The organism is Enterobacter sp. 296B2 (assembly GCF_034106185.1).
Classification (GTDB): domain Bacteria; phylum Pseudomonadota; class Gammaproteobacteria; order Enterobacterales; family Enterobacteriaceae; genus Enterobacter; species Enterobacter cloacae_N.
Genome location: NZ_JAWNCA010000008.1, coordinates 142,091 through 164,838, shown reverse-complemented (window position 1 = coordinate 164,838; position 22,748 = coordinate 142,091). Strand labels below are relative to the sequence as shown.

The following is a 22,748-nucleotide window of genomic DNA, read 5'->3' as shown; positions in this document are numbered from 1 at the left end:
AGAGAGGCAATGAAGCCAATTATCAGGCATATGTGTCTGGCGGGTGTGTTGTCATGCGTCGCGGCGGCCGGACAGGCGCAGGCGGCGGCCACCATTCTGCTCTGGCCCATCGATCCCTGGCTTGCCGCCGATGCTAACGCCACGGAGTTATGGATCCAGAACCAGGGGAACAGCGCAACGACCATGCAGGTGCGGATTGTGCGCTGGAAGCAGGAGGGCGGATACGAACGCTACAGCGCGCAGCAGGACGTGGTCGCCAGCCCGCCCATTGTCACCATCCAGAAAGGCAATAAGCAGCTGATTCGTCTTATTAAACAGGGCGCAGTTCCCGCGGGCGTTGAACAGGCGTACCGCATTATCGTGGATGAAATCCCGCAGCCTGACGCCAAAGCTGCACCCGCCATCGGTCTCAAATTACAGATGCGTTACTCCATTCCGCTGTTTGTTTACGGACAGGGGATCCCGACCCTGAAAGAGGGAGCGCATCACGCGCTGGTGGAGACCCGAAACCTGAGCTGGCGGGTGACGCAGGAGGGAGGACAACCTGCATTACAGGTGCGTAATCAGGGGGATGTGCACGTCAGGCTTAGCCAGGTGTCGCTGGTGCAGGGGGGGCAAAAACGCACCGTAGCGGAGGGATTACTGGGATACGTCCTGCCGGGCAGCACCCGTAGCTGGCCGATACCCGCTGGCGTTCGTCAGCCAGACCGGATGAGCGCGCAGATTAATGCCAGGGACGCACAATGGCAGTCGACGCCCGTCAACTGAAGCCGGCAATGATGATGCTGCTTTGCGTCAGTACCACAGCCTGGGGCGAACCCGGCGACGACAGTTTGCCGCCGCCTCCCCAGGCACAGGCGGTAAATGATGAAGCGGTCTTTCAGCTTGCCCTGGTGCTCAACCACTATGACACCGGTCTGGTGGTCTCCGTGACGCAGCGCAACGGCGCTTTCTTTATTTCCAGCGCCGATTTGCTGCGCGCCGGGCTGCCCCCGGAGCATGTGCCCGCCGGAGAGGTGAATATCTCCTCACTGAGCCAGGTTCGTGTGGAGTACGACAGCGCCGCGCAGCGCCTGCTGCTGACCCTTCCCCGGGACTGGATCTCCGCCCGGGTGACACCCTTTAGCGCGCAAACGGCGCAGTCCAAACCGCACTACGGGCGCGGCGCGCTGCTGAATTACGATCTCTACACCAACCACACGGAGCACACTGGCGGCCAGGCGTCGCTCTGGCATGAACTCCGCTACTTCGACGAGAACGGTTCGTTTTCCACCACCGGGTACGCCCGGAAAAATTTCACCGGAAACGACGGTCAGCAGGAAGGGTATGTTCGCTATGACACCACGCTGCTGATAACGAATGAGGATGACGCGACCACCTGGAGCGCCGGAGACGTTATCAGCGATGCCCTGAGCTGGACCTCCAGCGTGCGGATGGGCGGTATCAGCTACGGACGCGATTTCTCCCTGCGCCCGGACCTGGTGACATGGCCGCTGCCCGAATTTTCGGGTGAGGCCGCGGTCCCCACCTCGGTGGATCTCTTTATCAACGGCTATCGGTCCGGCTCAACTCAGCTTCAGCCGGGCCCCTTCACTCTGACCAATCTGCCCTATATCAACGGGGCGGGGGATGCGGTGCTGGTCACCACCGATGCGCTGGGACGCCAGGTGAGCACCACGCTCCCGTTTTATGTCACCAGTGATTTGCTTAAAACAGGGCTGAGCGACGGGGCCGTGACGCTCGGCAGCCTGCGCCGGAATTACGGCATCAGGAATTTTGACTACGGCCCTGCGGCAGGCAGCGGCTCGTATCGCTACGGGATGACGGACTGGCTAACGCTGGAGGGCCACGCGGAAGGGGCAGAAGAGCTGGCGCTGGGCGGGGCGGGGACGGTGATTAAGCTCGGCCAGTTTGGCGTGGTGAATTCCTCTTACTCACAAAGCCGCATGCGCGGGGACGACGGCGGGCAAATCAGCTGGGGTTATCAGTACAGCACCAGCGAGTTTAGCGTCGCGACCCAGCACACCCGTCGCGATCGCGGCTTTGGCAATCTCGCTCTCTATGACCAACCGACGGTATATGACGAAAATGACAGACCCATCGCCAGCTTTAGCCGCAATACGGACCAGTATTCTCTGACCTTCAATCTGGGGCAGTACGGCAATATCGGCGCGGCCTGGATCGGCGTGGAAAGCTTTGACAGCCAGAAAACGGAACTGCTGAATCTCTCCTGGAGCCGCAATCTCTGGGGGGCGAGCAGCATTTACCTGGCCGGCAGCCGGGACCAGCAGCGTGGGGACTGGACGGTCGCGCTGTCGCTGCAGGTGCCGCTGGGGGAACGCGACAGCGCTGCCGTCACCTTCGAAAACACCCCGGATGCAGGCAGCTCGCAGCGCATTAACTACAACCACTCTATGCCTTCTGACGGCGGGTTTAGCTGGAACATGGCCTGGGCCAACCAGTCAAAATCCAGTGATTATCAGCAGGGTACGCTGGGCTGGCGCAATAACAATATCGAACTTCAGGGCGGCGGCTATGGCGAAAGGGACACGATGACCTGGTGGGGTGAGGCGATGGGCGCCATTGTCCTGATGGACGGGGAGCTGTTCGCGGCGAACAAAATCAACGATGCGTTTGTGGTGATCAGCACCGACGGCCATCCGGACGTGCCCGTCAGCTATGAGAACCAGCCCGTCGGCAAAACGAATAACAACGGCTACCTGCTGGTCAGCGGAGTGTCGGCGTACTATCCGGCAAGCTACCGGATCGATACGCTGAATCTGCCGGCGGATACCCGGCTGAAGGAGACTGAGCGGCGGATCGCCATTCGCCGTCACAGCGGTTATCTGGTGGACTTCCCGATGGAGCAGGAGCGGGTGGCAAGCGTCATTCTGCACGATGCGCAGGGGCAGGCGATCCCGGTGGGAAGCCAGGTCCGACGTGCCTCGCGCAGCAATGCAGTGGTGGGGTATGACGGCATCGCGTGGCTGGAGAACCTCAGCGATGTGAACCCGCTTGAGGTGATCACCCCTGCCGGAAAACGCTGCACGGCGACCCTGACCGTGGGGGCCAATCCGGAGCACAAGCTGCAAACCTACGGTCCGCTGGTTTGTCGGGAGGGGCCATGACGCGCCTGCTGCTGTTGCTGTTGCTTTTCTCCGGCGGCGGCTGGGCGGCGTGCACCGTCAGTACGGTCAATGCGTCGTTTGGCAGCGTCACGTCGTTTGCGTTGAGCGGAAACGGGGAAGTGGAAACCACCGGCACGCTGGTGGTGGCGTGTGACGCCGTGCTCAATGTGCTGACCAACGACTCGGTGACCCTGAACTACACCGCAGCGTCGGTATCGGGCAACAGCCGCGCCACCATGAAACGCACGGATAACGCGGCCATCACGGACGTGATCCCCACCCGGCTGTGCGGATTATCGGGCTGCGCGAGCAGCAGCGAGGTGCAGATAAGCAAAGCCTATACCTGGAGCGGGAACACACTGCTGGGGCTACTCGGGTCAAAACGGTACAACATACCGCTCTATTTTCGCACCGTCCCCGGACAAAACGTGACTGCCGGGCCTTATCAGGTGCTGCTGACCTTCAGCATCAACTACAACGTCTGCGCCGTCGGTCTTGGAAGCCTGTGTACATCTCCCCAGTCGGGAACCGCAACGACCAGTATTCTGCTTAACATGACCGTCACCAACGACTGCAGCGCCATGACCACGCCGGACGTGAACTTTAACAGCGCACCGCTGGTGCAAAGTTTTCCCACCGTTTCGCAGGCTATTGCCGTGACCTGTACCAAAGGCAGCACCTACACCATTGGCATTAATAATGGTGCCAACGCGCTGAACAACGTGCGGCGTATGGTGAGCGGCAGTAACGCCCTGAGCTACGACATCTATAAAGAAGCCAGCGGTAACCGCTGGGGCGGCAGCGGTGCCGAACGCTGGTCCAGCGCGACGTCGTCCCAGGTCAGTAGCGACGGGTTGCTGCGAACCTACAACTATATCGCTAAGGTCCTGACCAATCAGGCCACGCCACCCGCCGGCACCTACACCGATACGCTGATTGTTGACGTCGCGTTTTAACCCCGCGCTTTTCCCTTTCGCAAATGTAAAGTTCCTGTGGCCTGTGCCGATAACACCGTTAATAAATCTATGAGAAGGTGTTGTATGTTGAACCGTATCCGCGTTGTCACAATGCTCATGATGGTGCTGGTCATTTTCGCACTACTTCAGCTTATCTCCGGCGGGCTTTTTTTCTCGTCGTTAAAACAGAACCAGGACAGCTTCGCCGCCTCGAACGATCTCCGCCTTCAGCAGAGCGAGCTTACGTCAACGTGGGATCTGATGCTGCAAACGCGCATCAACCTGAGCCGCTCGTCCGCGCGCATGATGATGGATCCCAACAATCAGCAGAGCAGCGCGAAAACCGATCTGCTAAAAAATGCCCGGGCCACGCTGGCCGATGCGGCAAAACACTACGCCACCTTCAAACAGATCGCCCCGCAGCCCGCTATGGCGCAGGTGAGCCAGAATATTGATGAAAAATATAACGCCTACTATGCCGGGCTGACGGAGCTGATTCAGTTCCTGGAGAGTGGCAACATGGACGCCTACTTCGCACAGCCGACGCAGGGGATGCAAAACGCACTCGGCGCGGCGCTGGGGGAATACGCGAAGGCCAGCGGCGATTTGTATCATTCGGCCTTTACTGAAAGCCAGAATGACTACCGCTTTGCGAAATGGCAGATGGCGGTGCTGGCGCTGGCGCTGGTCATTGTGCTGATCGCGGTCTGGTACGGCATTCGCCACATCCTGCTGAACCCGCTCGGTCGCGTGATTGCCCATATCCGCAATATTGCCAGCGGTGACCTGACTAAAACGCTGACCGTGTCCGGGCGCAATGAGATCACCGAGTTGGCCAACAGCGTCGACCATATGCAGCGTTCATTGATCGAGACCGTCGCCAACGTGCGTAACGGGTCAGAGGCTATCTATACCGGCACCAGCGAAATCGCGATGGGCAATAACGACCTTTCATCCCGTACCGAGCAGCAGGCTTCTGCTCTGGAAGAGACGGCCGCCAGCATGGAGCAGCTCACGGCAACTGTGAAGCAGAACGCCGATAACGCTCGCCAGGCGTCTCAGCTGGCGGAAAGCGCCTCCGAGACGGCGCAGCGCGGCGGTCGCGTGGTGGATGGCGTGGTGAAAACCATGCACGAAATCGCCGACAGCTCGAAGAAAATCGCTGACATTATCAGCGTCATCGACGGCATTGCCTTCCAGACCAACATCCTCGCGCTCAACGCCGCCGTGGAAGCGGCGCGCGCGGGCGAGCAGGGCCGCGGGTTTGCCGTGGTGGCCGGGGAAGTGCGCAACCTGGCCAGCCGCAGCGCCAACGCGGCGAAAGAGATCAAAGCCCTTATTGAAGACTCCGTCTCCCGCGTGGATACCGGCTCGGTGCTGGTGGAAAGCGCCGGGGAGACCATGAATGACATCGTGAATGCCGTTACCCGCGTAACGGACATCATGGGTGAAATCGCCTCTGCGTCCGATGAGCAGAGTCGTGGTATCGACCAGGTTGCCCTGGCGGTATCGGAAATGGATCGCGTGACACAGCAAAACGCCGCCCTGGTGCAGGAGTCCGCTGCGGCGGCCGCTGCCCTGGAAGACCAGGCGAGCCGTCTGAAGATGGCCGTCTCGGCGTTTCGTCTCGCTTCACTCGCTGGAAATACGGTCACTTCGCAGTCGACGTACCGCGCGCCAGCCGCCGACCCGGCGGTCACCCGCATGCGTGCTGCAACGGCCGGACAAGATGAAAACTGGGAAACATTTTGACTGACAATTAGACCGCGGCTGCTTGCCGCTTGATGGGAGCGTGGATGTTAAATCGTATTCGTATCTCGACCACACTGTTTTTGATTCTGATCCTTTGCGGTGTGTTGCAGGTTGGCAGTAACGGGTTGTCTTTTTGGGCGTTTCGCGATGGCTATCAGAATTTGCAGGACGTTGAGGCGAGTAATCAGCAGCGCTCCGCACTGGCACAAACGCGTGCCGTGCTGTTGCAGGCAAGCACTGCGCTGAACAAGGCAGGAACCTTAACCGCGCTCAGCTATCCGCCGGATGACATTAAAGCGCTGATGGCAACGGCGCGCGACAGCCTGAAGCAGGCAGACGCACAATTTAAGGCCTTCACGGCGCAGGCGGCCGACAGCGAGAAAGAGAAAGCGCTGAAGGCAGCCATGAAAAAGAACTTTGAGCAGTGGTTCAGCGATCTGGACCACCAGGCGACATGGCTTGAGAACAACCAGCTTTCGGACTTTATGACCGCACCGGTTCAGGCGTCTCAGGCCGCGTTTGACGGCAGCTTTAACGCGTGGCAGCAGGATATTAACCAGTCTGTTCAGCGTGCAGGTGAAGCGAGCCGTATCAGCTATCACATGTCCGGCGTCATCTTTGCCGTCGTCGTGATCCTGGCGGGGCTGCTGACCGGCGGGGCGCTGCTCTGGGTGCGCAGAATGATTGTGCAGCCGCTGGCGATCGTCAGCAGCCACTTCGACAGTATTGCGAAGGGGGACCTGGCGCGTCCGGTGGCGGTGTTCGGCAAAAACGAAATATCGGCGATCTTTGCCAGCCTGAAGGCGATGCAGGGCGCTCTGCGGGAAACGGTATCCGACGTGCGTCAGGGCAGTTATGCCATGCACACCGGGATCTCAGAGATTGCGGCAGGCAATAACGATCTCTCGTCCCGCACCGAGCAGCAGGCGGCCTCGCTGGCGCAGACGGCGGCCAGCATGGAGCAGCTGACAGCAACGGTTAGCCAGAACGCCGATAACGCGCGTCAGGCGTCTGATCTGTCAAAACAGGCGGCGATGACGGCGAAGAAAGGCGGCGACCAGGCGTCCCATGTCGCCAGCACCATGCAGGAGATTGCCACCAGCTCGCAGAAGATTGGCGACATCATCAGCGTGATTGACGGTATCGCGTTCCAGACCAACATTCTGGCGCTGAACGCTGCCGTTGAAGCGGCGCGCGCCGGCGAGCAGGGACGTGGGTTTGCGGTGGTAGCCGGGGAAGTGCGTAACCTGGCGAGCCGCAGCGCCAACGCGGCGAAAGAGATTAAGGTGCTGATCGAAGAGTCGGTCTCGCGCGTTCAGCAGGGCTCAACCCTTGTGGATACGGCGGCGCAAACCATGCACGAGATCGTCACCTCCGTGACGCGGGTGAACGACATCATGGGCGAAATTGCCTCCGCGTCGGATGAACAGCGTCGCGGGATTGAGCAGGTTGCCCAGGCCGTCAGCCAGATGGATCGGGTAACGCAACAGAACGCCTCGTTAGTTGAGGAAGCGGCAGCGGCAACCGATCAGCTGGCCAGCCAGGCGGATCGTCTGACCGGTCTGGTCGCGGTATTTAATGTGAAAGAGCACGTTGAAGCAGTAACAGAAGTCGGGCGGTCGCAGGCCGTGCCAGTTGTATCCTGAATGTAATTAAGAAGGCGCTATGACATCACCAATGCCCCCTGGGCAAACGTCATTATTGTTGCAGATGACACAGCGCCTCGCGCTGTCCGACGCGCATTTTCGTCGGATATGTCAGTTAATCTACCAGCGTGCGGGGATCGTGCTTGCGGATCATAAGCGGGACATGGTCTACAACCGACTGGTGCGGCGCTTGCGTACGCTGGGGCTGGATGATTTTGGCCGCTATCTGAGCATGCTTGAGGCCAACCAAAACAGCGCAGAGTGGCAGGCTTTTATTAACTCATTAACCACCAACCTGACGGCTTTTTTCCGCGAAGCTCACCACTTCCCGGTCCTGGCCGAGCACGCGCGCCGTCGCACCGGGGAGTATCGCGTCTGGAGTGCGGCCGCCTCGACGGGTGAAGAGCCGTATTCGCTGGCGATTACCTTGGCCGATACCCTGGGGATGGCGCCCGGGCGCTGGAAGGTCTACGCCAGCGATATCGACACCGAGGTGCTGGAGAAGGCGCGCAACGGCGTTTATCGCCAGGACGAGCTGAAAACACTGTCACCGCAGCAGCTGCAGCGTTACTTCATGCGCGGTACGGGGCCGCATGAAGGCCTGGTTCGCGTACGCCAGGAGCTGGCGAACCTCGTCGAATTCGCGCCCGTTAACCTGCTCGATAAGCAGTACAACGTGCCGGGGCCTTTCGACGCCATTTTTTGCCGTAACGTCATGATCTATTTTGATAAAACGACGCAACAGGACATTCTGCGTCGGTTTGTTCCGTTGCTCAAGCCTGACGGTTTACTGTTTGCCGGGCACTCGGAAAACTTCAGCAACCTCGCGCGTGAGTTTAGCCTGCGTGGGCAAACGGTATATGCGCTGAGTAAGGAAAAAGCATGAGTAAAATCAGGGTATTGTCCGTCGATGATTCAGCGCTGATGCGCCAGATCATGACTGAAATAATCAATAGCCACAGCGACATGGAGATGGTGGCCACAGCGCCAGATCCGCTGGTAGCGCGGGATTTAATTAAAAAATATAACCCCGACGTGCTAACGCTGGATGTCGAGATGCCGCGCATGGATGGCATAGATTTCCTGGAAAAATTGATGCGGCTGCGGCCCATGCCGGTGGTGATGGTCTCCTCCCTGACCGGGAAAGGATCGGAGATCACCTTGCGCGCGCTGGAGCTAGGGGCGGTGGATTTTGTCACCAAACCGCAGCTCGGCATTCGCGAGGGGATGCTGGCGTACAGCGAGATGATTGCGGAGAAAATTCGCACCGCATCGCGCGCGAAGCTCGCGGCCCACAAGCCGATGGCCGCGCCGGCAACCCTCAAGGCCGGTCCGTTACTCAGCTCGGAAAAACTGCTGGTTATTGGAGCGTCAACCGGAGGAACAGAGGCAATTCGCCATGTACTCCAGCCATTGCCGCTTTCAAGTCCGGGTATTCTGATTACTCAGCATATGCCGCCAGGCTTTACCCGCTCGTTCGCCGAACGCCTGAACAAGCTGTGCCAGATCAGCGTGAAAGAGGCGGAAGATGGCGAGCGCGTACTGCCGGGACATGCGTATATCGCCCCGGGCGACAAGCATATGGAGCTGGCGCGCAGCGGCGCTAACTATCAAATCAAAATTCATGACGGACCGCCGGTCAACCGGCACCGTCCGTCGGTGGATGTGCTGTTTCATTCGGTGGCGAAACATGCGGGGCGCAACGCCGTCGGGGTGATCCTGACGGGGATGGGCAACGACGGTGCCGCCGGAATGCTTGCAATGCACCAGGCTGGCGCCTGGACGATTGCGCAGAATGAAGCAAGTTGTGTGGTGTTCGGCATGCCGCGCGAGGCCATCAATATGGGTGGCGTGAGCGAAGTGGTCGATCTTAGCCAGGTAAGCCAGCAGATGCTGGCGAAAATCAGTGCCGGACAGGCAATACGTATTTGACTCAGGAGTATTATTTTATGGCGGATAAAGAGCTTAAGTTTTTGGTTGTGGATGACTTTTCCACCATGCGTCGCATCGTGCGCAACCTGCTGAAAGAGCTGGGCTTCAACAACGTTGAAGAGGCGGAAGACGGCGTTGATGCGCTGAACAAACTGCAGGCCGGCGGGTTTGGTTTTGTCATCTCCGACTGGAACATGCCAAACATGGACGGTCTGGAGTTGCTGAAAACGATTCGTGCAGACGCGGGAATGGCGTCTATGCCGGTGCTGATGGTCACTGCAGAAGCGAAAAAAGAGAACATCATTGCTGCAGCACAGGCGGGCGCAAGCGGCTACGTGGTGAAGCCATTCACCGCGGCGACCCTGGAAGAGAAGCTCGGTAAGATCTTCGAGAAACTCGGCATGTGAGGTGTTGGTGATGATGCAACCTGCAATGAAACCCGTTGAAGAACACTCGCCGAGCGACATCATCGTGCGCATCGGCAGCCTGACGCGCATGCTGCGTGACAGCCTGCGTGAACTGGGGCTGGATCAGGCCATTGCCGAAGCGGCGGAAGCGATTCCGGACGCCCGCGATCGTCTGGACTACGTTGTGCAGATGACCGCTCAGGCGGCTGAGCGTGCGCTGAACAGCGTTGAAGCGTCGCAGCCGCATCAGGATGCGATGGAAAAGGGCGCAAAAGCGCTGAGCAAACGCTGGGACGAGTGGTTTGAGAACCCTATCGAGCTGGCGGATGCCCGCGAGCTGGTGACGGATACCCGTCAGTACCTGGGTGATGTGCCGGGCCACACCAGCTTTACCAACGCTCAGCTGCTGGACATCATGATGGCGCAGGATTTCCAGGACCTGACCGGTCAGGTGATCAAGCGCATGATGGATGTGATCCAGGAGATTGAGCGTCAGCTGCTGATGGTTCTGCTGGAGAACATCCCGGAACCGGCAGCCCGTCCAAAACGCGAGAACGAAAGCCTGCTCAATGGTCCACAGCTCGACGCCAGCAAGGCGGGCGTGGTGGCAAGCCAGGACCAGGTGGACGACCTGCTGGACAGCCTCGGCTTCTGATTGCGGCCTTTACCCTCAGGTTGTTTGCTCAATCTGAGGGATATTTTTAACGCAGATCCATTTTCACCGTCACGTTACCTTCAAAGCTACCCGGTGAGGGGGTGGTGTCTGTTGTGCTTACCGGCACTGCCTTAATTTTGACAACCCCATTTCCCTGCTCGTCCATGGTGACAGGAAATTCGTAGGTTCCATCCAGCGCGACATTCTGGCTATTTTCATCATACACTCGAATACCCAGATCGTTTCTTTCCAGTAACTTAGCAATGTATGGCGTGCTGCTATCCGCCACACCCTGATCGGCAGACAGCATGAGCTTTATCCGATCGTTGTTGCCAACCGCGTTATCGTCGCAGTGATAGGAAATATCTACATCTTTAAGGGTATATCCCTGCGGGGGTTGCCCTTTGCTGGTGAATTGCTTGCTGACAATGCTGCCAAACTCTACCTCAATTGTGCTGCCCGCGTTGATTGTACAGCTTAACGGTGCGGAGAGGGTGCCGCCGAACCAGATATCTGACACCTGCTCTGCCTCAGCCGCGTCGCAGCTTCCGCCGGTGCCAATATAGAGGCAGGCGTAGTTCTGCGCGATAAGCGTCTGCGGGATAATTTCCTCGCCAAGAATCGGCTTTTTGACGCGCAGCATGACTGCAACAACATTCCAACGGAATTTACGCTTTACTGTTGCAGCGCCTGAAGGTTGAGTCTCACTGCTGCAGACTGTGCTCTCGCCTTCTGTTTTCGATAGACTCGATTCCAGAACGTAGAACATATTCCCCCTCGAGGTAGGGTACTCATTGATGGGGATTGCAGTTAAAGAGTTACCGTCCGGGGAATTGATCGCGTCAGCATAGCCGGTGATATCCGCATCAATTTTATCGGTCAGATGGCCATATCCATTCGTACCCGGACTGAGTGGGCTGCCAGCGTAGCTTTTTTCGTAGATGACACTCGACGAAAACACATTACCTGGACACGTACAGTTTGCATCCATCTCGGAACCCGCCCCAACCAGATGGCCGGGGACATCGTAATCATGATTTGCAACGTTCTCTGTCGATGTGAATTCATGATCGTATGAGATCGTGTAGGTTTGTGGTGCGCCGAAACAATTTTTGAGTACCGTAACGGCCAGACATGAATCCGTAAATGTCAGGCTCATTGCAGTTGCCAGTGAAGCCGTAGTGGCTAGTTTCTTTATATTATTTAGCATGTGATGATTCCTGCTGACATAGCACGCTAAGCGAGCGAATTCCGTTAGGCGTTTCAGTGCGTCGATCGGTCTGTGGCGAAATGCTGGAGACGCACTGTTGCTCCTGACCGTTGCCCCATTTCACCGTAAGCTGCGTTGTCTCGCCGATACCAGTAAGGTATACGGTACCGGTATCGTCAGCGATGCCGCTCATTGGGGGGAGCGTGCTGGTGACAATGGCACCAAAAGGTACGCGCTGGCCATTTGGACGCGTCAGTGTTACCAGCATCCTGTAGCCTACGTGCGCATCGAAGTTTGCTGCGACAGCCGCGTTACGTGAAGGGATCACGGTGGCAGCCGTGTCGCTACTGTCCACGTTTTCAGGCAGGCTGGCCGTGTCGATACGAATGTAGTTTTCCTGATAGGGAGTCAAGGACGGAATAACGGCATTCCCCAGCCAGTCTGTCTGGATACCTCGCTGGTTCTGGAAACGAACACCGGCGGCGTCGTTGGCATTAACAATGGCAAACTGGCTACCCAGTGGTTGCGCCAGCGTCACGCCGTGCGGGTGCGCAACAATACCCCCGCTGATGCCGTAGTTGAGCTGCTCAGAACTGTCAGAGGAGGCGTAATATCCAGCGTTCAGGTTGGCGTATCGTGAACGGTAGGTGCCATATACACTGCTTGTGTCTTCTCCATCGTGATTTGAATGGCTTTGCTGCAGTGAATAGTTCAACCTCTCGTCATCCAGCAACGTCCCGTTGACGCCAATATTTTGTCGTGTATAGCCGTTTTTAGTATTGCTGATGTTATAGCTGCTCCAGGCGCGGGGCAGCCACCGAGAGAGCGGTATGCTAAAGCCGAAGGAGACCATACGGTCGGAGTCCTCGCCGTTCGTTTTACTGTAGGTGTAAGCCATGTGATAGCTCACTCCAGAGAGAACGGTGTTGACGCCTAGCGATACGCTGCGTTCTTTTTTGGAGGTTCCCCAATAATCCTGTTGATAACCGTTCAGGTACACGCTTAAGGCGGAAATGTTCTGGCTGATGCTGGCCTGAATACGGTTGCGCTTGTTGTAGTTAAACATCAAGTCGTCTTCGTGACCGTCAAGCTTCTGATTAGCATCGGCAAAACTGTAATATCCACGGCTGGAGTAGCGATAGCTGCCGAGGGTGAAGTTGGTATCGGTAGAGTCAATTTTACCGGAATAGAGCACACGCCATGACTGACCGGTATGCTCGCTACCGTCGTCAAGTTGCGCATCCGCCACGGTGACATCTGCAGACAGCGCACCCAAGGGCCCGAGCGCCACGCCTACACCCGTGTTGGCAGCGTTATAGTCTTTCGAAAGCGTCAGCCCGCCGAACCAGGTAAGCAGATTGTTTATGCCGTATACCATACTTCCCTGAAGAAAGTCGGGTTCCTTTTGATTGGTTCCACTGTCTGAACGGTAACGTCCTGCCGTAAATTCATACTTCAGGTGTTCCGGGCGTTGCATGACTGCGATGCTGGAGTAGGGCTGGGTAAAGTGATGCTCGGTTCCATCAGCCTCTTTTATCGTCACCTCCAGATCGCCGCTGTTGGTGGTGGAGTAGAGGTCGTTAATCTCAAACGCGCCGGGTGCAACGTTCTGTTGATAAATGAGGTAGCCGTTCTGACGTACGGAGACCTCGGCATTTGAGCTGGCGATACCGCGAATCACCGGGGCATAGCCGCGCTGGCTATAGGGAAGCATCTCTTCGTCCGTGGCCAGGTTTACCCCCCGGTACTGGAGGCTATCGAACACTTCACCGCGGGTACTGCTCTCGCCCGCTGTGAACTGCGCTTTTAGTATATCAATGTCGTGCTGAAGGAACGTGTTAATGGTATCCCAGTGGCGATCGTCATCCGATTTGCTCCACGTTGAGTAGTTGCGCACGCGCCATCCGCCAAGATTCGCCCCGGTTCTTAAATTCAGATACTGGTTTGTGCTGCTGTTGTCGCTGCTGTCTTTATTTTGTGATCCTGAAAAAGAGTAATCGCTGAACAAAACCGGCACACCGTCGTCCCAACGTGAAGGATCGACATAATCACGACCATTTCCTTTTATCGCCGCCTGCGGAATGCTCAGCTTTAGCGTCATTGTTGAGAAATCAAGTTGTGCTGATGCCAGCGGGATATAGTTGCCCAGAGAGTTTGGCAGTGTCTCGTCGGCCGGGAGCTTAATCAACTCTGGATAGCGATCGATATTAATCCCCCAACCGCGGAGCATATTCGGCGTCAGCTGTGGCACCAGCGCGCCTTCAGGTGAGCTGACGTAAGCGATATCCGCGTCGGTAAGCCTACGTTCGTTCATCATCACTCTTGAGGGATAGGTACCGGGCAACTGGGCATTCGATTTCGAAAAGAGTGAGAGATCGATATCCTGTTGCGTCAACATATCCCCTTCCAGCGAAGAGGCGGAAAAGTGATACTCCCGGGCATCCGTTGAGCAGCTCGTGATAATCAGAATGCCGCCAAGGTAGCGGAGGAGTGGGTTTAGCTGAAAGATCCGCTGACCGGACAAAAAATTACGTCCTGTAATCATTGTGCTTGTTTAATCCTGCGCCAGGTTGGAGGTGTATTTTTCGGAAGCATTGCCGTAATCGGTGATGCAGCGCCAACTGACATTCGCTCCTTGTATATTGGCAGGTATCGGGATGGCGACGCTGGATTTAGGTCCTACCATATCGGCTTTTTCTATCTTCTTTGCACCCAGCGAGAGAGAATCAAAAATACTGTAAAATGCCCCATCGTTGATGACGGTAAGCTGCTGGTCATGGCGAACGAAGCGCAGGTTTTTGCATGACTCTGATGGCGAGCCGCTAAGTCCAACAGGGCGCCAGAAGAGTTTCAGGCGCGTTTTATAAATCAGGCGCAGAACATTCTTACCCTCTTCATCTCCAGGCGTGGCGGGTACGGTTCGCACATTAAGGTAGAACAATGTCTCTTTATCGACAGGCAGCGGGCGACCGCTCCAGGTTATTCGCAGACTTTGCTCTTTTTGCGGATCGAGACGAAAGAGAGGTGGCGTCACGATAAAGGGGCCCCGTGTTTTTCCATCCCCAGTATCCGTCCAGGATTGAATTAACCAGGGGAGTTCTTTTTCACTATTTAGTAAGGGCAGGGCTACTTCCTTTTTTGCGGCATCGTAAATTATGCGAGTACGGCCGATTTGTACCCCCGTGGCGTGACAAAAAGTGCTTGCAATAACGGGAATGCATAATAAGAGTTTTATTGATGTGCGCATGGAAAACCCCTCAATAAAGCAGGTTGAAAGAACGATAATAGTCCGAATGCGGACTATTATCTGAGCATGACTCCTTTAATGTCATGGCGTAAATATATTTATTAGCTGAATATTAGGCGATGGTTTATTAGCGATATAAAATATTCACCGTCATATCAGCATCGGCTGGACCGGCGGTTACCGTTGCCGCGAATGATTTATAGCGGGCGTTAAAGTCTGCCTTGATGGTATCAGAAGATTTCGTGGGCAGTTCAATGTAGACCTGTTCTTCAGAACCATCCATGGTGATCAACTGAGCATCGCTCCCTACAGGACTGACGGCAACGCCAATACCTGTCGCGGCGGTGTCACCTGTTGAGGTAATTTTGCTTACATCAAGCAGAGTATTCGTCTTCGTCAAGGTTGTTGGACCGTTAAAGGTCAGTTGAACCGCTGGCAATCCGTCGCTTTTTAATGGACAGTTGGCCAAAATAATAGAGAACGGAGTGAGCGTGGTTTCCTTTCCGACTTCTGTAAAAAGTGAGACCGGATAGGTGCCAAGTGGAATCGTACTGTCTGTGCCGCTGTCCCCTTGAATCGTGCAGCTAGGTTCAATAATTTCACCCGTGAAGTGGATCGTCCCTGCATTCATTTCGGCAGCGAAACTGCCCATTGAAATGACAGCAAGCGTCACGCCCGCAAAAATGTTTCTTTTGAAATCCATCTACAAAAACTCCTGAAGTTGAAAACAAATTGGCATGCAACTTGATATATTTCTCGATTAACGCCGAGCAAAAGTATAGCGGGTAATTTTCATTAGGTAAGCGATGGGCAAGAATAATATTGTATATTGTAAACTATTAAAAATGACATTTGAATTGATTGAATTTAATGTTTGATACGCTGCGGTTATCTAATTTACATATTTTTATCATTTAAGAAATCAAGTGAGCGAAAAAATAAGCGTATTTTGATGATGTATTTACCAAATGCTCAGCAGGTGAGTATGTACTTAAATTTTACTAAATGCATTTTTAATAATTATTCATCGATGATGATTGGCTGTCAAAACCCACCTGAGCATTATTTAAACCATTTTTCCAGCCTTCTCCTGTACAGGCTCTTCTTAAAGTGTGTAAAAAGGCCCGCTTATAGGGTTTTATCAGCCCATTGACGATGCGCCACCGTGGCATGATACCCGTGACGTAATGGGCTGAGCATGTACTGTGGCAGAAGAGAACGACGACAAAACGGAAGCTCCCACACCCCACCGACTAGAAAAGGCGCGTGAGGAAGGGCAGATACCCCGATCCCGAGAATTGACCTCCCTGCTGATCCTTATCGTCGGGGTGTGCATTATCTGGTGGGGTGGGGAGTCGCTCGCCCGCAAGCTGGCGGGGATGCTCTCCACCGGCTTACGTTTTGACCACAGCATGGTCAACGACCCGAATCTGATCCTCAGCCAGATTATTCAGCTGATAAAAGGGGCCATGGTTGCGCTGCTGCCTCTGATTACCGGCGTAGTGCTGGTGGCGCTGGTCTCGCCGGTGATGCTGGGCGGCCTGGTCTTTAGCGGAAAATCGCTGCAACCCAAATTTTCGAAACTCAACCCGCTGCCGGGCATTGCGAAAATGTTCTCGGCGCAGACCGGGGCCGAGCTGCTCAAGGCTATTCTCAAATCGGTGCTGATGGGCAGTTCCGCGGGATTTTTTCTCTGGTACCACTGGCCCGAAATGATGCGCCTTATCAGCGAGTCGCCCCTCACAGCGATGAGCAACGCGCTGAATCTGGTCGGGCTTTGCGCGCTGCTGGTGGTGCTCAGCATTATTCCGATGGTGGGTTTTGACGTGATCTTCCAGCTTTATTCCCACTTCAAGAAACTGCGGATGTCACGTCAGGACATCCGCGACGAATATAAGCAGATGGAAGGTGACCCGCACGTGAAGGGGCGCATCCGCCAGATGCAGCGTGCCGCCGCCCGTCGCCGCATGATGGAAGATGTGCCGAAGGCGGACGTCATCGTTACCAACCCGACACACTATTCCGTGGCGCTGCGCTATGACGAAAACAAAATGAGCGCGCCGAAAGTGGTGGCGAAAGGGGCGGGGCTGATTGCGTTGCGCATCCGGGAAATTGGCACCGAAAACCGCGTGCCGATCCTGGAAGCGCCTCCGCTGGCGCGAGCCCTCTACCGCCACGCGGATATCGGACAACAGATCCCTGGACAGCTCTACGCCGCGGTGGCGGAAGTGTTGGCCTGGGTATGGCAGTTGAAGCGCTGGCGTCTGGCCGGCGGTCAACGGCCTGTCAAACCTGAGAACCTTCCGGTGCCTGCCGCGCTGGATTTTATGAACGAGAAGGACACTGATGGCTAATCTGGTGGCAATGTTGCGCCTGCCCGGCAACCTGAAATCGACTCAATGGCAGATCCTTGCCGGGCCGATCCTCATCCTGTTGATTCTGTCGATGATGGTACTGCCGCTCCCGGCATTCATCCTCGATCTGCTTTTTACCTTCAATATTGCGCTGTCCATTATGGTGCTGCTGGTGGCGATGTTCACCCAGCGCACCCTGGAGTTCGCCGCGTTCCCGACCATTCTGCTGTTTACCACCTTGCTGCGGCTAGCGCTGAACGTGGCCTCCACGCGTATCATCCTTATGGAAGGCCACACCGGCGCGGCAGCGGCAGGGAAGGTGGTCGAAGCCTTCGGCCACTTCCTGGTGGGCGGGAACTTCGCTATCGGTATCGTGGTGTTCGTTATCCTCGTTATCATTAACTTTATGGTTATCACCAAAGGCGCGGGGCGTATCGCGGAAGTAGGCGCGCGTTTTGTGCTGGACGGGATGCCGGGCAAGCAGATGGCTATCGACGCCGACCTGAACGCCGGGCTTATTGCCGAAGATGAAGCGAAAAAGCGCCGCGCGGAAGTGACGCAAGAAGCGGACTTCTACGGCTCCATGGACGGTGCGAGTAAGTTTGTTCGCGGTGATGCCATCGCGGGCATCCTGATCATGGTGATTAACGTGGTCGGCGGCCTGCTGGTGGGGGTATTGCAGCACGGGATGGACATGGGCCACGCGGCGGAAAGCTATACGCTGCTGACCATTGGTGACGGTCTTGTTGCACAGATCCCGGCGCTGGTCATCTCCACTGCGGCGGGTGTTATCGTGACGCGCGTCAGTACCGACCAGGACGTTGGCGAGCAGATGGTTGGCCAGCTCTTCAGTAACCCGCGCGTGATGCTGCTGGCGGCTGCGGTGCTGGGACTGCTCGGCCTGGTGCCGGGGATGCCAAACCTCGTATTCCTGCTGTTTACGGCGGGGCTGCTGGGCCTGGCCTGGTGGATGCGTGGCCGCGAGGCCAGGCCGGCTGCGGAACCGGTACCGGTGAAAATGCCGGAGAACACCCAGGCTGTAGAGGCGACCTGGAACGACGTTCAGCTGGAAGATTCCCTGGGAATGGAAGTGGGGTATCGTCTGATCCCGATGGTGGATTTCCAGCAGGATGGCGAGCTGCTTGGCCGCATCCGGAGTATCCGTAAAAAATTCGCCCAGGACATGGGCTTTCTGCCGCCGGTGGTTCACATCAAGGACAACATGGACCTGCCGCCCGCGCGCTACCGCATTCTGATGAAAGGGGTCGAAATTGGCAGCGGTGATGCCTACCCGGGCCGCTGGCTGGCCATTAACCCCGGCACCGCAGCAGGCACGCTCCCGGGCGAGCAAACCGTCGATCCGGCCTTTGGCCTGGCGGCAATCTGGATTGAAAGCGCGCTGAAAGAGCAGGCGCAAATTCAGGGATATACGGTTGTTGAAGCCAGTACCGTGGTGGCAACCCATCTTAATCATCTGATTGGCCAATTCTCGGCTGAACTGTTTGGCCGTCAGGAAGCGCAGCAGCTTCTCGACCGTGTGACGCAGGAGATGCCGAAGCTGACAGAAGACCTCGTGCCGGGCGTGCTGACGTTAACCACGCTGCACAAGGTGCTGCAGAACCTGCTTGAGGAAAAAGTGCCGATCCGCGATATGCGTACCATTCTGGAAACCCTTGCTGAGCATGCGCCGCTGCAAAGCGATCCGCACGAGCTGACGGCGGTGGTGCGCGTGGCGCTGGGGCGCGCGATCACCCAACAGTGGTTCCCGGGAACCGGCGAAGTCCAGGTTATTGGCCTCGATACGCCGCTTGAGCGCCTTCTGCTGCAGGCCCTGCAGGGCGGAGGCGGCCTGGAGCCTGGGCTGGCGGATCGCCTGCTGGAGCAGACCCAGGAAGCGCTGGCGCGTCAGGAGATGCTGGGGGCGCCGCCGGTGCTGCTGGTCAACCACGCGCTGCGTCCGCTACTGTCGCGCTTCCTGCGTCGCAGCCTGAACCAGCTGGTTGTGCTGTCGAATATGGAGCTGTCGGATAACCGCCATATTCGTATGACGGCGACGATTGGAGGAAAATAATGGGTAAATGGTTATGGATTTTGTTCTTCCCGCTGGCGGTTCAGGCTGCCGGGGAAGGCTCCTGGCAGGCAAGCAGCATGGGCGTGACCCTCAGCAACCGGGGGGTCGCCATGTCCTCTAACCCGCTGTCGCCTTCTGAAACGGTTTCTGGTCAGATGGGGATGGTGGTCTGGAACTACCGGCTGATTGGCCCAACCCCTGCCGGGCTTCGGGTGCGTCTCTGTTCTCAGACTCGCTGTGCGGAGATCGACGGAGAAAATGGCACAACCCAGGCATTCAACGGCGTGCCGGCCATTGAACCCTTGCGTTTTATCTGGGAAGTGCCGGGCGGGGGACGTTTGATCCCGGCGCTGAAGGTGCAGAGTAATTCTGTCATCGTCAACTACCGCTAGCTGCCTGCCTTTTCACCAGCCATCAGTCAATTCTGATGGCTGTCTCGCAAAATTGACCTCCTCTTTTGATGCAACAGAAACGCTGTTTTATAAATTAGTGACACGCGTGACGCGACCCTTTGCATTTTTGCCATTCACCCTGCTCGTGATGGCAGAAACAGAAAGGTATCAGGACGTCGTTGCATTTACTGTAGCCGTGTAAAAACTCCCCGATGAGCCTTACCTGCAGGGAGTCTCCCAAATTTGATTAGGGTTGACGGCAATGAAAACACGTAAAATTGGACTCGCAAATTATCTTGCCTACGGAGCAGGCGATTTTCTTGGGGCAGGTACTACCGCCCTGACGGCGGCCTGGCTTTTGTATTTTTATACCACCTTCTGTGGACTCACACCGATTGAGGCAACCTTCATCTTTGCCGCTGCGAGGGTGCTGGATGCTGTTGTCAGTCCGTTAATGGGCTTTTTGACGGATAACTTCGGTACAACCTGGCTTGGGAAGCACTTTGGTCGCCGTAAGTTCTTTATCCTGCTGGGTATTCCATGCGTGTTCAGCTACTCGTTGATGTGGGTGGGGGACATGAATTTCTGGTACTACCTGCTCACCTATCTGGTGTTTGATATTGTCTACACCATGATTCTGGTGCCTTACGAGACGCTGGTACCGGAAATGACCGATGACTTTAAACAGAAAACCAAGTTCTCCGGGGCGCGTATCTCTATGGCGCAGATGTCCGCCATTCTGGCCTCCTTCCTGCCGGGGATCCTGCTCACGCAATTCGGGAAAGACAACGCCGTTTCCTTCTTCTACGCAAGCCTGGTCTTCTCCGTGCTGTGCGCGCTGATGCTGACCTTTGTCTGGTTCTTTACCTGGGAGCGCCCGCGTGAGGAGTGGTCTGAAGCGGCGCTGCGTGCTGAAGAAGAGAAGAAGAAGCTGACGCTGGGGCAGAGTCTCAATCGCCTGATCGTTGAGTTAAGCTCCACGCTGCGCATCAAGATTTTCCGTCAGCATCTGGGCATGTACCTCGGCGGCTATATCGCGCAGGACGTGTTTAATGCGGTATTCACTTACTACGTGGTGTTTGTGCTGATGCAGGAAGCCTCAATGGCGTCCAATCTGCTGGGCACGATGGCTATCTTCCAGTTCCTCGCCGTGATCGGGATGATCCCGCTGTGTATTCGCTTCGGACCTGCTCCGTCCTACCGCATGGTCGTGGTGCTGTTTGGCCTGGCGTCTCTCTCTTACGCCATGCTCTATTATGCGGGCCTGAGCGACGTCTACGCTCTGCTGTTGCTGATCTCTGCGGTGGCTGGGCTGGGCCGCGGCGGTATCAACTACGTGCCATGGAATACCTACACCTACATTGCTGACGTGGATGAAGTAATCACCGGCCAGCGCCGCGAAGGGATTTTCGCCGGCATCATGACCCTGACCCGCAAGGCGTCTCAGGCCGGTGCGGTGATGCTGGTAGGCATTGTGATGCAGATGTCCGGCTTTGTCAGCGGTCAAAAAGTCCAGCCTGCGGAAGTGAGCCACACCATTTTGACGATCCTGAGCGTGGGCACCGTCCTGGTGCTGTTCTGCGGTTTTCTTGTCTCCCTGCGCTTCAAGCTTAACTTGCAGACCCACAGCACGCTGCGCGAGGAGACCGCGAAAATGCGCGAGTGTGGTCATGCAATGCCGGAGTCAGCGACGCCACACGCCCGCGCTACCGTCGAGATGCTGGCCGGTATGCCTTATGAGTCACTCTGGGGCAATAACAACATCGGTTATCTGAATCGCAACAAGCCAGCGGCACCTTCGCTGAAGGATCGTGCGGTACTCAATTCGACATACAACGGAGGTTAAGATAATGAAAGTTTGGCCTGTCAAACATAGCCCGTTATTGCGTCAGCCTGAACGTTTTATAGCCAGGGATGAGCTGAAATCGCTGATTCAAAAGGTGACGTATAACCTGGTCAATATCCACGACAAAACGGGTGAGTTTTTGCTGCGGCTGGACGACGGACGCGTCATCGACACCAAAGGCTGGGCCGGATGGGAGTGGACGCACGGCGTCGGTTTGTATGGCATCTGGCAGTACTACTGCCAGACCGGCGACGAAGAGATGCGCAATATTATCGACAGCTGGTTTATAGACCGCTTTGCGGAAGGCGCCACCACCAAAAACGTCAATACCATGTCGCCATTCCTGACGCTGGCCTATCGCTACGAAGAGACCAAAAAACCGGCCTGGCTGCCGTGGCTGGAAAGCTGGGCGGAGTGGGCGATAGCCGAGATGCCGCGCACCGATTACGGTGGAATGCAGCACATCACCCTGGCAGAAGAGAACCACCAGCAGATGTGGGATGACACGCTGATGATGACGGTGCTGCCGCTGGCAAAAATCGGCAAGCTGCTCAACAAACCGGAGTACGTTGAAGAGGCGGTGTATCAGTTCCTGCTGCACGTGCAGAACCTGATGGACCGGGAGACCGGGCTGTGGTTTCACGGCTGGAGCTACGACGGTAATCATAACTTTGCCCGTGCCCGCTGGGCGCGCGGCAACAGCTGGCTCACCATCGTGATCCCGGACTTCCTCGAGCTGGTGGATCTGCAGGAAAACAGCGCCGTGCGCCGCTACCTGGTGCAGGTATTGAATGCGCAGATTTCCGCGCTGGCGAAATGTCAGGACGACAGCGGGCTGTGGCATACGCTGCTCGACGATCCACATTCTTATCTTGAGGCGTCCGCCACGGCAGGGTTTGCCTACGGCATTCTGAAAGCCGTGCGCAAGCGCTACGTTGGCGCGGAGTATGCCGAAGTGGCAGAAAAAGCGATTGGCGGTATCGTCAAAAATATTTCGCCGGAAGGCGAGCTGCTGCAAACCTCGTTCGGCACGGGCATGGGCAGCGATCTTGAGTTCTATCGCCAGATCCCGCTGACGTCGATGCCGTACGGACAGGCGATGGCGATACTCTGTTTGACGGAGTATCTGCGGAAGTATTTCTGATAATAAAA

The 22,748-nt window shown here is 56.5% G+C and carries 18 protein-coding genes; 14 read left to right on the top strand and 4 right to left on the bottom strand.

Annotated elements, in window-relative coordinates; all coding sequences use genetic code 11:
* Positions 1–9 precede the first annotated feature (9 nt).
* From URZ40_RS08705 to cheZ, 9 genes are all read left to right on the top strand, one after another.
* On the top strand, positions 10–768 hold the full coding sequence (locus tag URZ40_RS08705) for a molecular chaperone (protein WP_166711587.1): 759 nt from the start codon (positions 10–12) through the stop codon (positions 766–768).
* A complete protein-coding gene (locus URZ40_RS08700; protein ID WP_320720345.1) occupies positions 744–3,128 on the top strand; it encodes a fimbria/pilus outer membrane usher protein in 2,385 nt (794 codons plus the stop codon). Before URZ40_RS08705 ends, URZ40_RS08700 begins: the two co-directional genes overlap by 25 nt.
* On the top strand, positions 3,125–4,084 hold the full coding sequence (locus URZ40_RS08695; RefSeq protein ID WP_316379493.1) for a spore coat U domain-containing protein: 960 nt from the start codon (positions 3,125–3,127) through the stop codon (positions 4,082–4,084). The genes URZ40_RS08700 and URZ40_RS08695 overlap by 4 nt, the downstream gene beginning before the upstream one ends.
* A gap of 84 nt (positions 4,085–4,168) precedes the next feature.
* Positions 4,169–5,836, top strand: a complete 1,668-nt coding sequence (gene tar / locus URZ40_RS08690; protein ID WP_316379494.1) for a methyl-accepting chemotaxis protein II — start codon at positions 4,169–4,171, stop codon at positions 5,834–5,836.
* 44 nt (positions 5,837–5,880) lie between these two features.
* A complete protein-coding gene (gene tap / locus URZ40_RS08685; RefSeq protein ID WP_316379495.1) occupies positions 5,881–7,482 on the top strand; it encodes a methyl-accepting chemotaxis protein IV in 1,602 nt (533 codons plus the stop codon).
* Positions 7,483–7,501: 19 nt separating this feature from the next.
* A complete protein-coding gene (gene cheR / locus URZ40_RS08680; RefSeq protein ID WP_163329858.1) occupies positions 7,502–8,368 on the top strand; it encodes a protein-glutamate O-methyltransferase CheR in 867 nt (288 codons plus the stop codon).
* Positions 8,365–9,414: a chemotaxis response regulator protein-glutamate methylesterase gene (locus URZ40_RS08675; protein ID WP_014884341.1), complete on the top strand. Its 1,050-nt coding sequence runs from the start codon at positions 8,365–8,367 to the stop codon at positions 9,412–9,414. The genes cheR and URZ40_RS08675 overlap by 4 nt, the downstream gene beginning before the upstream one ends.
* Positions 9,415–9,431: 17 nt before the next feature.
* A complete protein-coding gene (cheY, locus tag URZ40_RS08670; RefSeq protein ID WP_008500431.1) occupies positions 9,432–9,821 on the top strand; it encodes a chemotaxis response regulator CheY in 390 nt (129 codons plus the stop codon).
* A gap of 10 nt (positions 9,822–9,831) precedes the next feature.
* Positions 9,832–10,476 (top strand): protein phosphatase CheZ, encoded by a 645-nt coding sequence (gene cheZ / locus URZ40_RS08665; protein ID WP_047345948.1) that lies wholly within the window; start codon positions 9,832–9,834, stop codon positions 10,474–10,476.
* 46 nt (positions 10,477–10,522) lie between these two features.
* Here the strand turns inward: cheZ and URZ40_RS08660 are convergent, their stop codons facing one another.
* The 4 genes from URZ40_RS08660 to URZ40_RS08645 all read right to left on the bottom strand — a co-directional run bounded on the left by URZ40_RS08660 (position 10,523) and on the right by URZ40_RS08645 (position 15,636).
* Complete coding sequence (locus URZ40_RS08660; RefSeq protein ID WP_320720340.1) at positions 10,523–11,686, bottom strand: fimbrial protein; 1,164 nt, start codon at positions 11,684–11,686, stop codon at positions 10,523–10,525.
* A complete protein-coding gene (locus tag URZ40_RS08655) occupies positions 11,676–14,231 on the bottom strand; it encodes a fimbria/pilus outer membrane usher protein (RefSeq protein WP_320720338.1) in 2,556 nt (851 codons plus the stop codon). The genes URZ40_RS08660 and URZ40_RS08655 overlap by 11 nt, the downstream gene beginning before the upstream one ends.
* A 9-nt stretch (positions 14,232–14,240) precedes the next feature.
* Positions 14,241–14,933 carry a molecular chaperone gene (locus tag URZ40_RS08650; protein WP_233003077.1) on the bottom strand — a complete coding sequence of 231 codons (693 nt, stop codon included), beginning with the start codon at positions 14,931–14,933 and terminating at the stop codon, positions 14,241–14,243.
* A 127-nt stretch (positions 14,934–15,060) separates the two neighbouring features.
* The gene (locus tag URZ40_RS08645) at positions 15,061–15,636 is read right to left on the bottom strand and encodes a fimbrial protein (protein ID WP_233003076.1); all 576 of its coding nucleotides are present in this window, start codon (positions 15,634–15,636) and stop codon (positions 15,061–15,063) included.
* A gap of 502 nt (positions 15,637–16,138) precedes the next feature.
* Here URZ40_RS08645 and flhB point away from each other — a divergent pair.
* The 5 genes from flhB to URZ40_RS08620 all read left to right on the top strand — a co-directional run bounded on the left by flhB (position 16,139) and on the right by URZ40_RS08620 (position 22,740).
* The gene (gene flhB / locus URZ40_RS08640) at positions 16,139–17,287 is read left to right on the top strand and encodes a flagellar biosynthesis protein FlhB (protein WP_041909432.1); all 1,149 of its coding nucleotides are present in this window, start codon (positions 16,139–16,141) and stop codon (positions 17,285–17,287) included.
* A complete protein-coding gene (flhA, locus tag URZ40_RS08635; protein ID WP_316379501.1) occupies positions 17,280–19,358 on the top strand; it encodes a flagellar biosynthesis protein FlhA in 2,079 nt (692 codons plus the stop codon). Before flhB ends, flhA begins: the two co-directional genes overlap by 8 nt.
* Positions 19,358–19,750 (top strand): flagellar protein FlhE, encoded by a 393-nt coding sequence (locus URZ40_RS08630; RefSeq protein ID WP_320720337.1) that lies wholly within the window; start codon positions 19,358–19,360, stop codon positions 19,748–19,750. The genes flhA and URZ40_RS08630 overlap by 1 nt, the downstream gene beginning before the upstream one ends.
* A 262-nt stretch (positions 19,751–20,012) precedes the next feature.
* A complete protein-coding gene (locus URZ40_RS08625) occupies positions 20,013–21,596 on the top strand; it encodes an MFS transporter (protein ID WP_320720336.1) in 1,584 nt (527 codons plus the stop codon).
* 4 nt (positions 21,597–21,600) lie between these two features.
* Positions 21,601–22,740, top strand: a complete 1,140-nt coding sequence (locus tag URZ40_RS08620) for a glycoside hydrolase family 105 protein (protein ID WP_320720334.1) — start codon at positions 21,601–21,603, stop codon at positions 22,738–22,740.
* Positions 22,741–22,748 lie beyond the last annotated feature (8 nt).

Excerpts from the sequence above, each read along its gene's own strand:
- flhA (WP_316379501.1), top strand. The coding sequence starts at position 17,280 with ATGGCTAATCTGGTGGCAATGTTGCGCCTGCCCGGCAACCTGAAATCG.
- URZ40_RS08700 (WP_320720345.1), top strand. The coding sequence starts at position 744 with ATGGCAGTCGACGCCCGTCAACTGAAGCCGGCAATGATGATGCTGCTT.
- tap (WP_316379495.1), top strand. The coding sequence starts at position 5,881 with ATGTTAAATCGTATTCGTATCTCGACCACACTGTTTTTGATTCTGATC.
- URZ40_RS08705 (WP_166711587.1), top strand. The coding sequence starts at position 10 with ATGAAGCCAATTATCAGGCATATGTGTCTGGCGGGTGTGTTGTCATGC.
- URZ40_RS08645 (WP_233003076.1), bottom strand. The coding sequence starts at position 15,636 with ATGGATTTCAAAAGAAACATTTTTGCGGGCGTGACGCTTGCTGTCATT.
- URZ40_RS08655 (WP_320720338.1), bottom strand. The coding sequence starts at position 14,231 with ATGATTACAGGACGTAATTTTTTGTCCGGTCAGCGGATCTTTCAGCTA.
- URZ40_RS08650 (WP_233003077.1), bottom strand. The coding sequence starts at position 14,933 with ATGCGCACATCAATAAAACTCTTATTATGCATTCCCGTTATTGCAAGC.
- cheZ (WP_047345948.1), top strand. The coding sequence starts at position 9,832 with ATGATGCAACCTGCAATGAAACCCGTTGAAGAACACTCGCCGAGCGAC.
- cheR (WP_163329858.1), top strand. The coding sequence starts at position 7,502 with ATGACATCACCAATGCCCCCTGGGCAAACGTCATTATTGTTGCAGATG.
- tar (WP_316379494.1), top strand. The coding sequence starts at position 4,169 with ATGTTGAACCGTATCCGCGTTGTCACAATGCTCATGATGGTGCTGGTC.
- URZ40_RS08630 (WP_320720337.1), top strand. The coding sequence starts at position 19,358 with ATGGGTAAATGGTTATGGATTTTGTTCTTCCCGCTGGCGGTTCAGGCT.
- cheY (WP_008500431.1), top strand. The coding sequence starts at position 9,432 with ATGGCGGATAAAGAGCTTAAGTTTTTGGTTGTGGATGACTTTTCCACC.
- URZ40_RS08660 (WP_320720340.1), bottom strand. The coding sequence starts at position 11,686 with ATGCTAAATAATATAAAGAAACTAGCCACTACGGCTTCACTGGCAACT.
- URZ40_RS08675 (WP_014884341.1), top strand. The coding sequence starts at position 8,365 with ATGAGTAAAATCAGGGTATTGTCCGTCGATGATTCAGCGCTGATGCGC.
- URZ40_RS08620 (WP_320720334.1), top strand. The coding sequence starts at position 21,601 with ATGAAAGTTTGGCCTGTCAAACATAGCCCGTTATTGCGTCAGCCTGAA.
- URZ40_RS08625 (WP_320720336.1), top strand. The coding sequence starts at position 20,013 with ATGAAAACACGTAAAATTGGACTCGCAAATTATCTTGCCTACGGAGCA.
- URZ40_RS08695 (WP_316379493.1), top strand. The coding sequence starts at position 3,125 with ATGACGCGCCTGCTGCTGTTGCTGTTGCTTTTCTCCGGCGGCGGCTGG.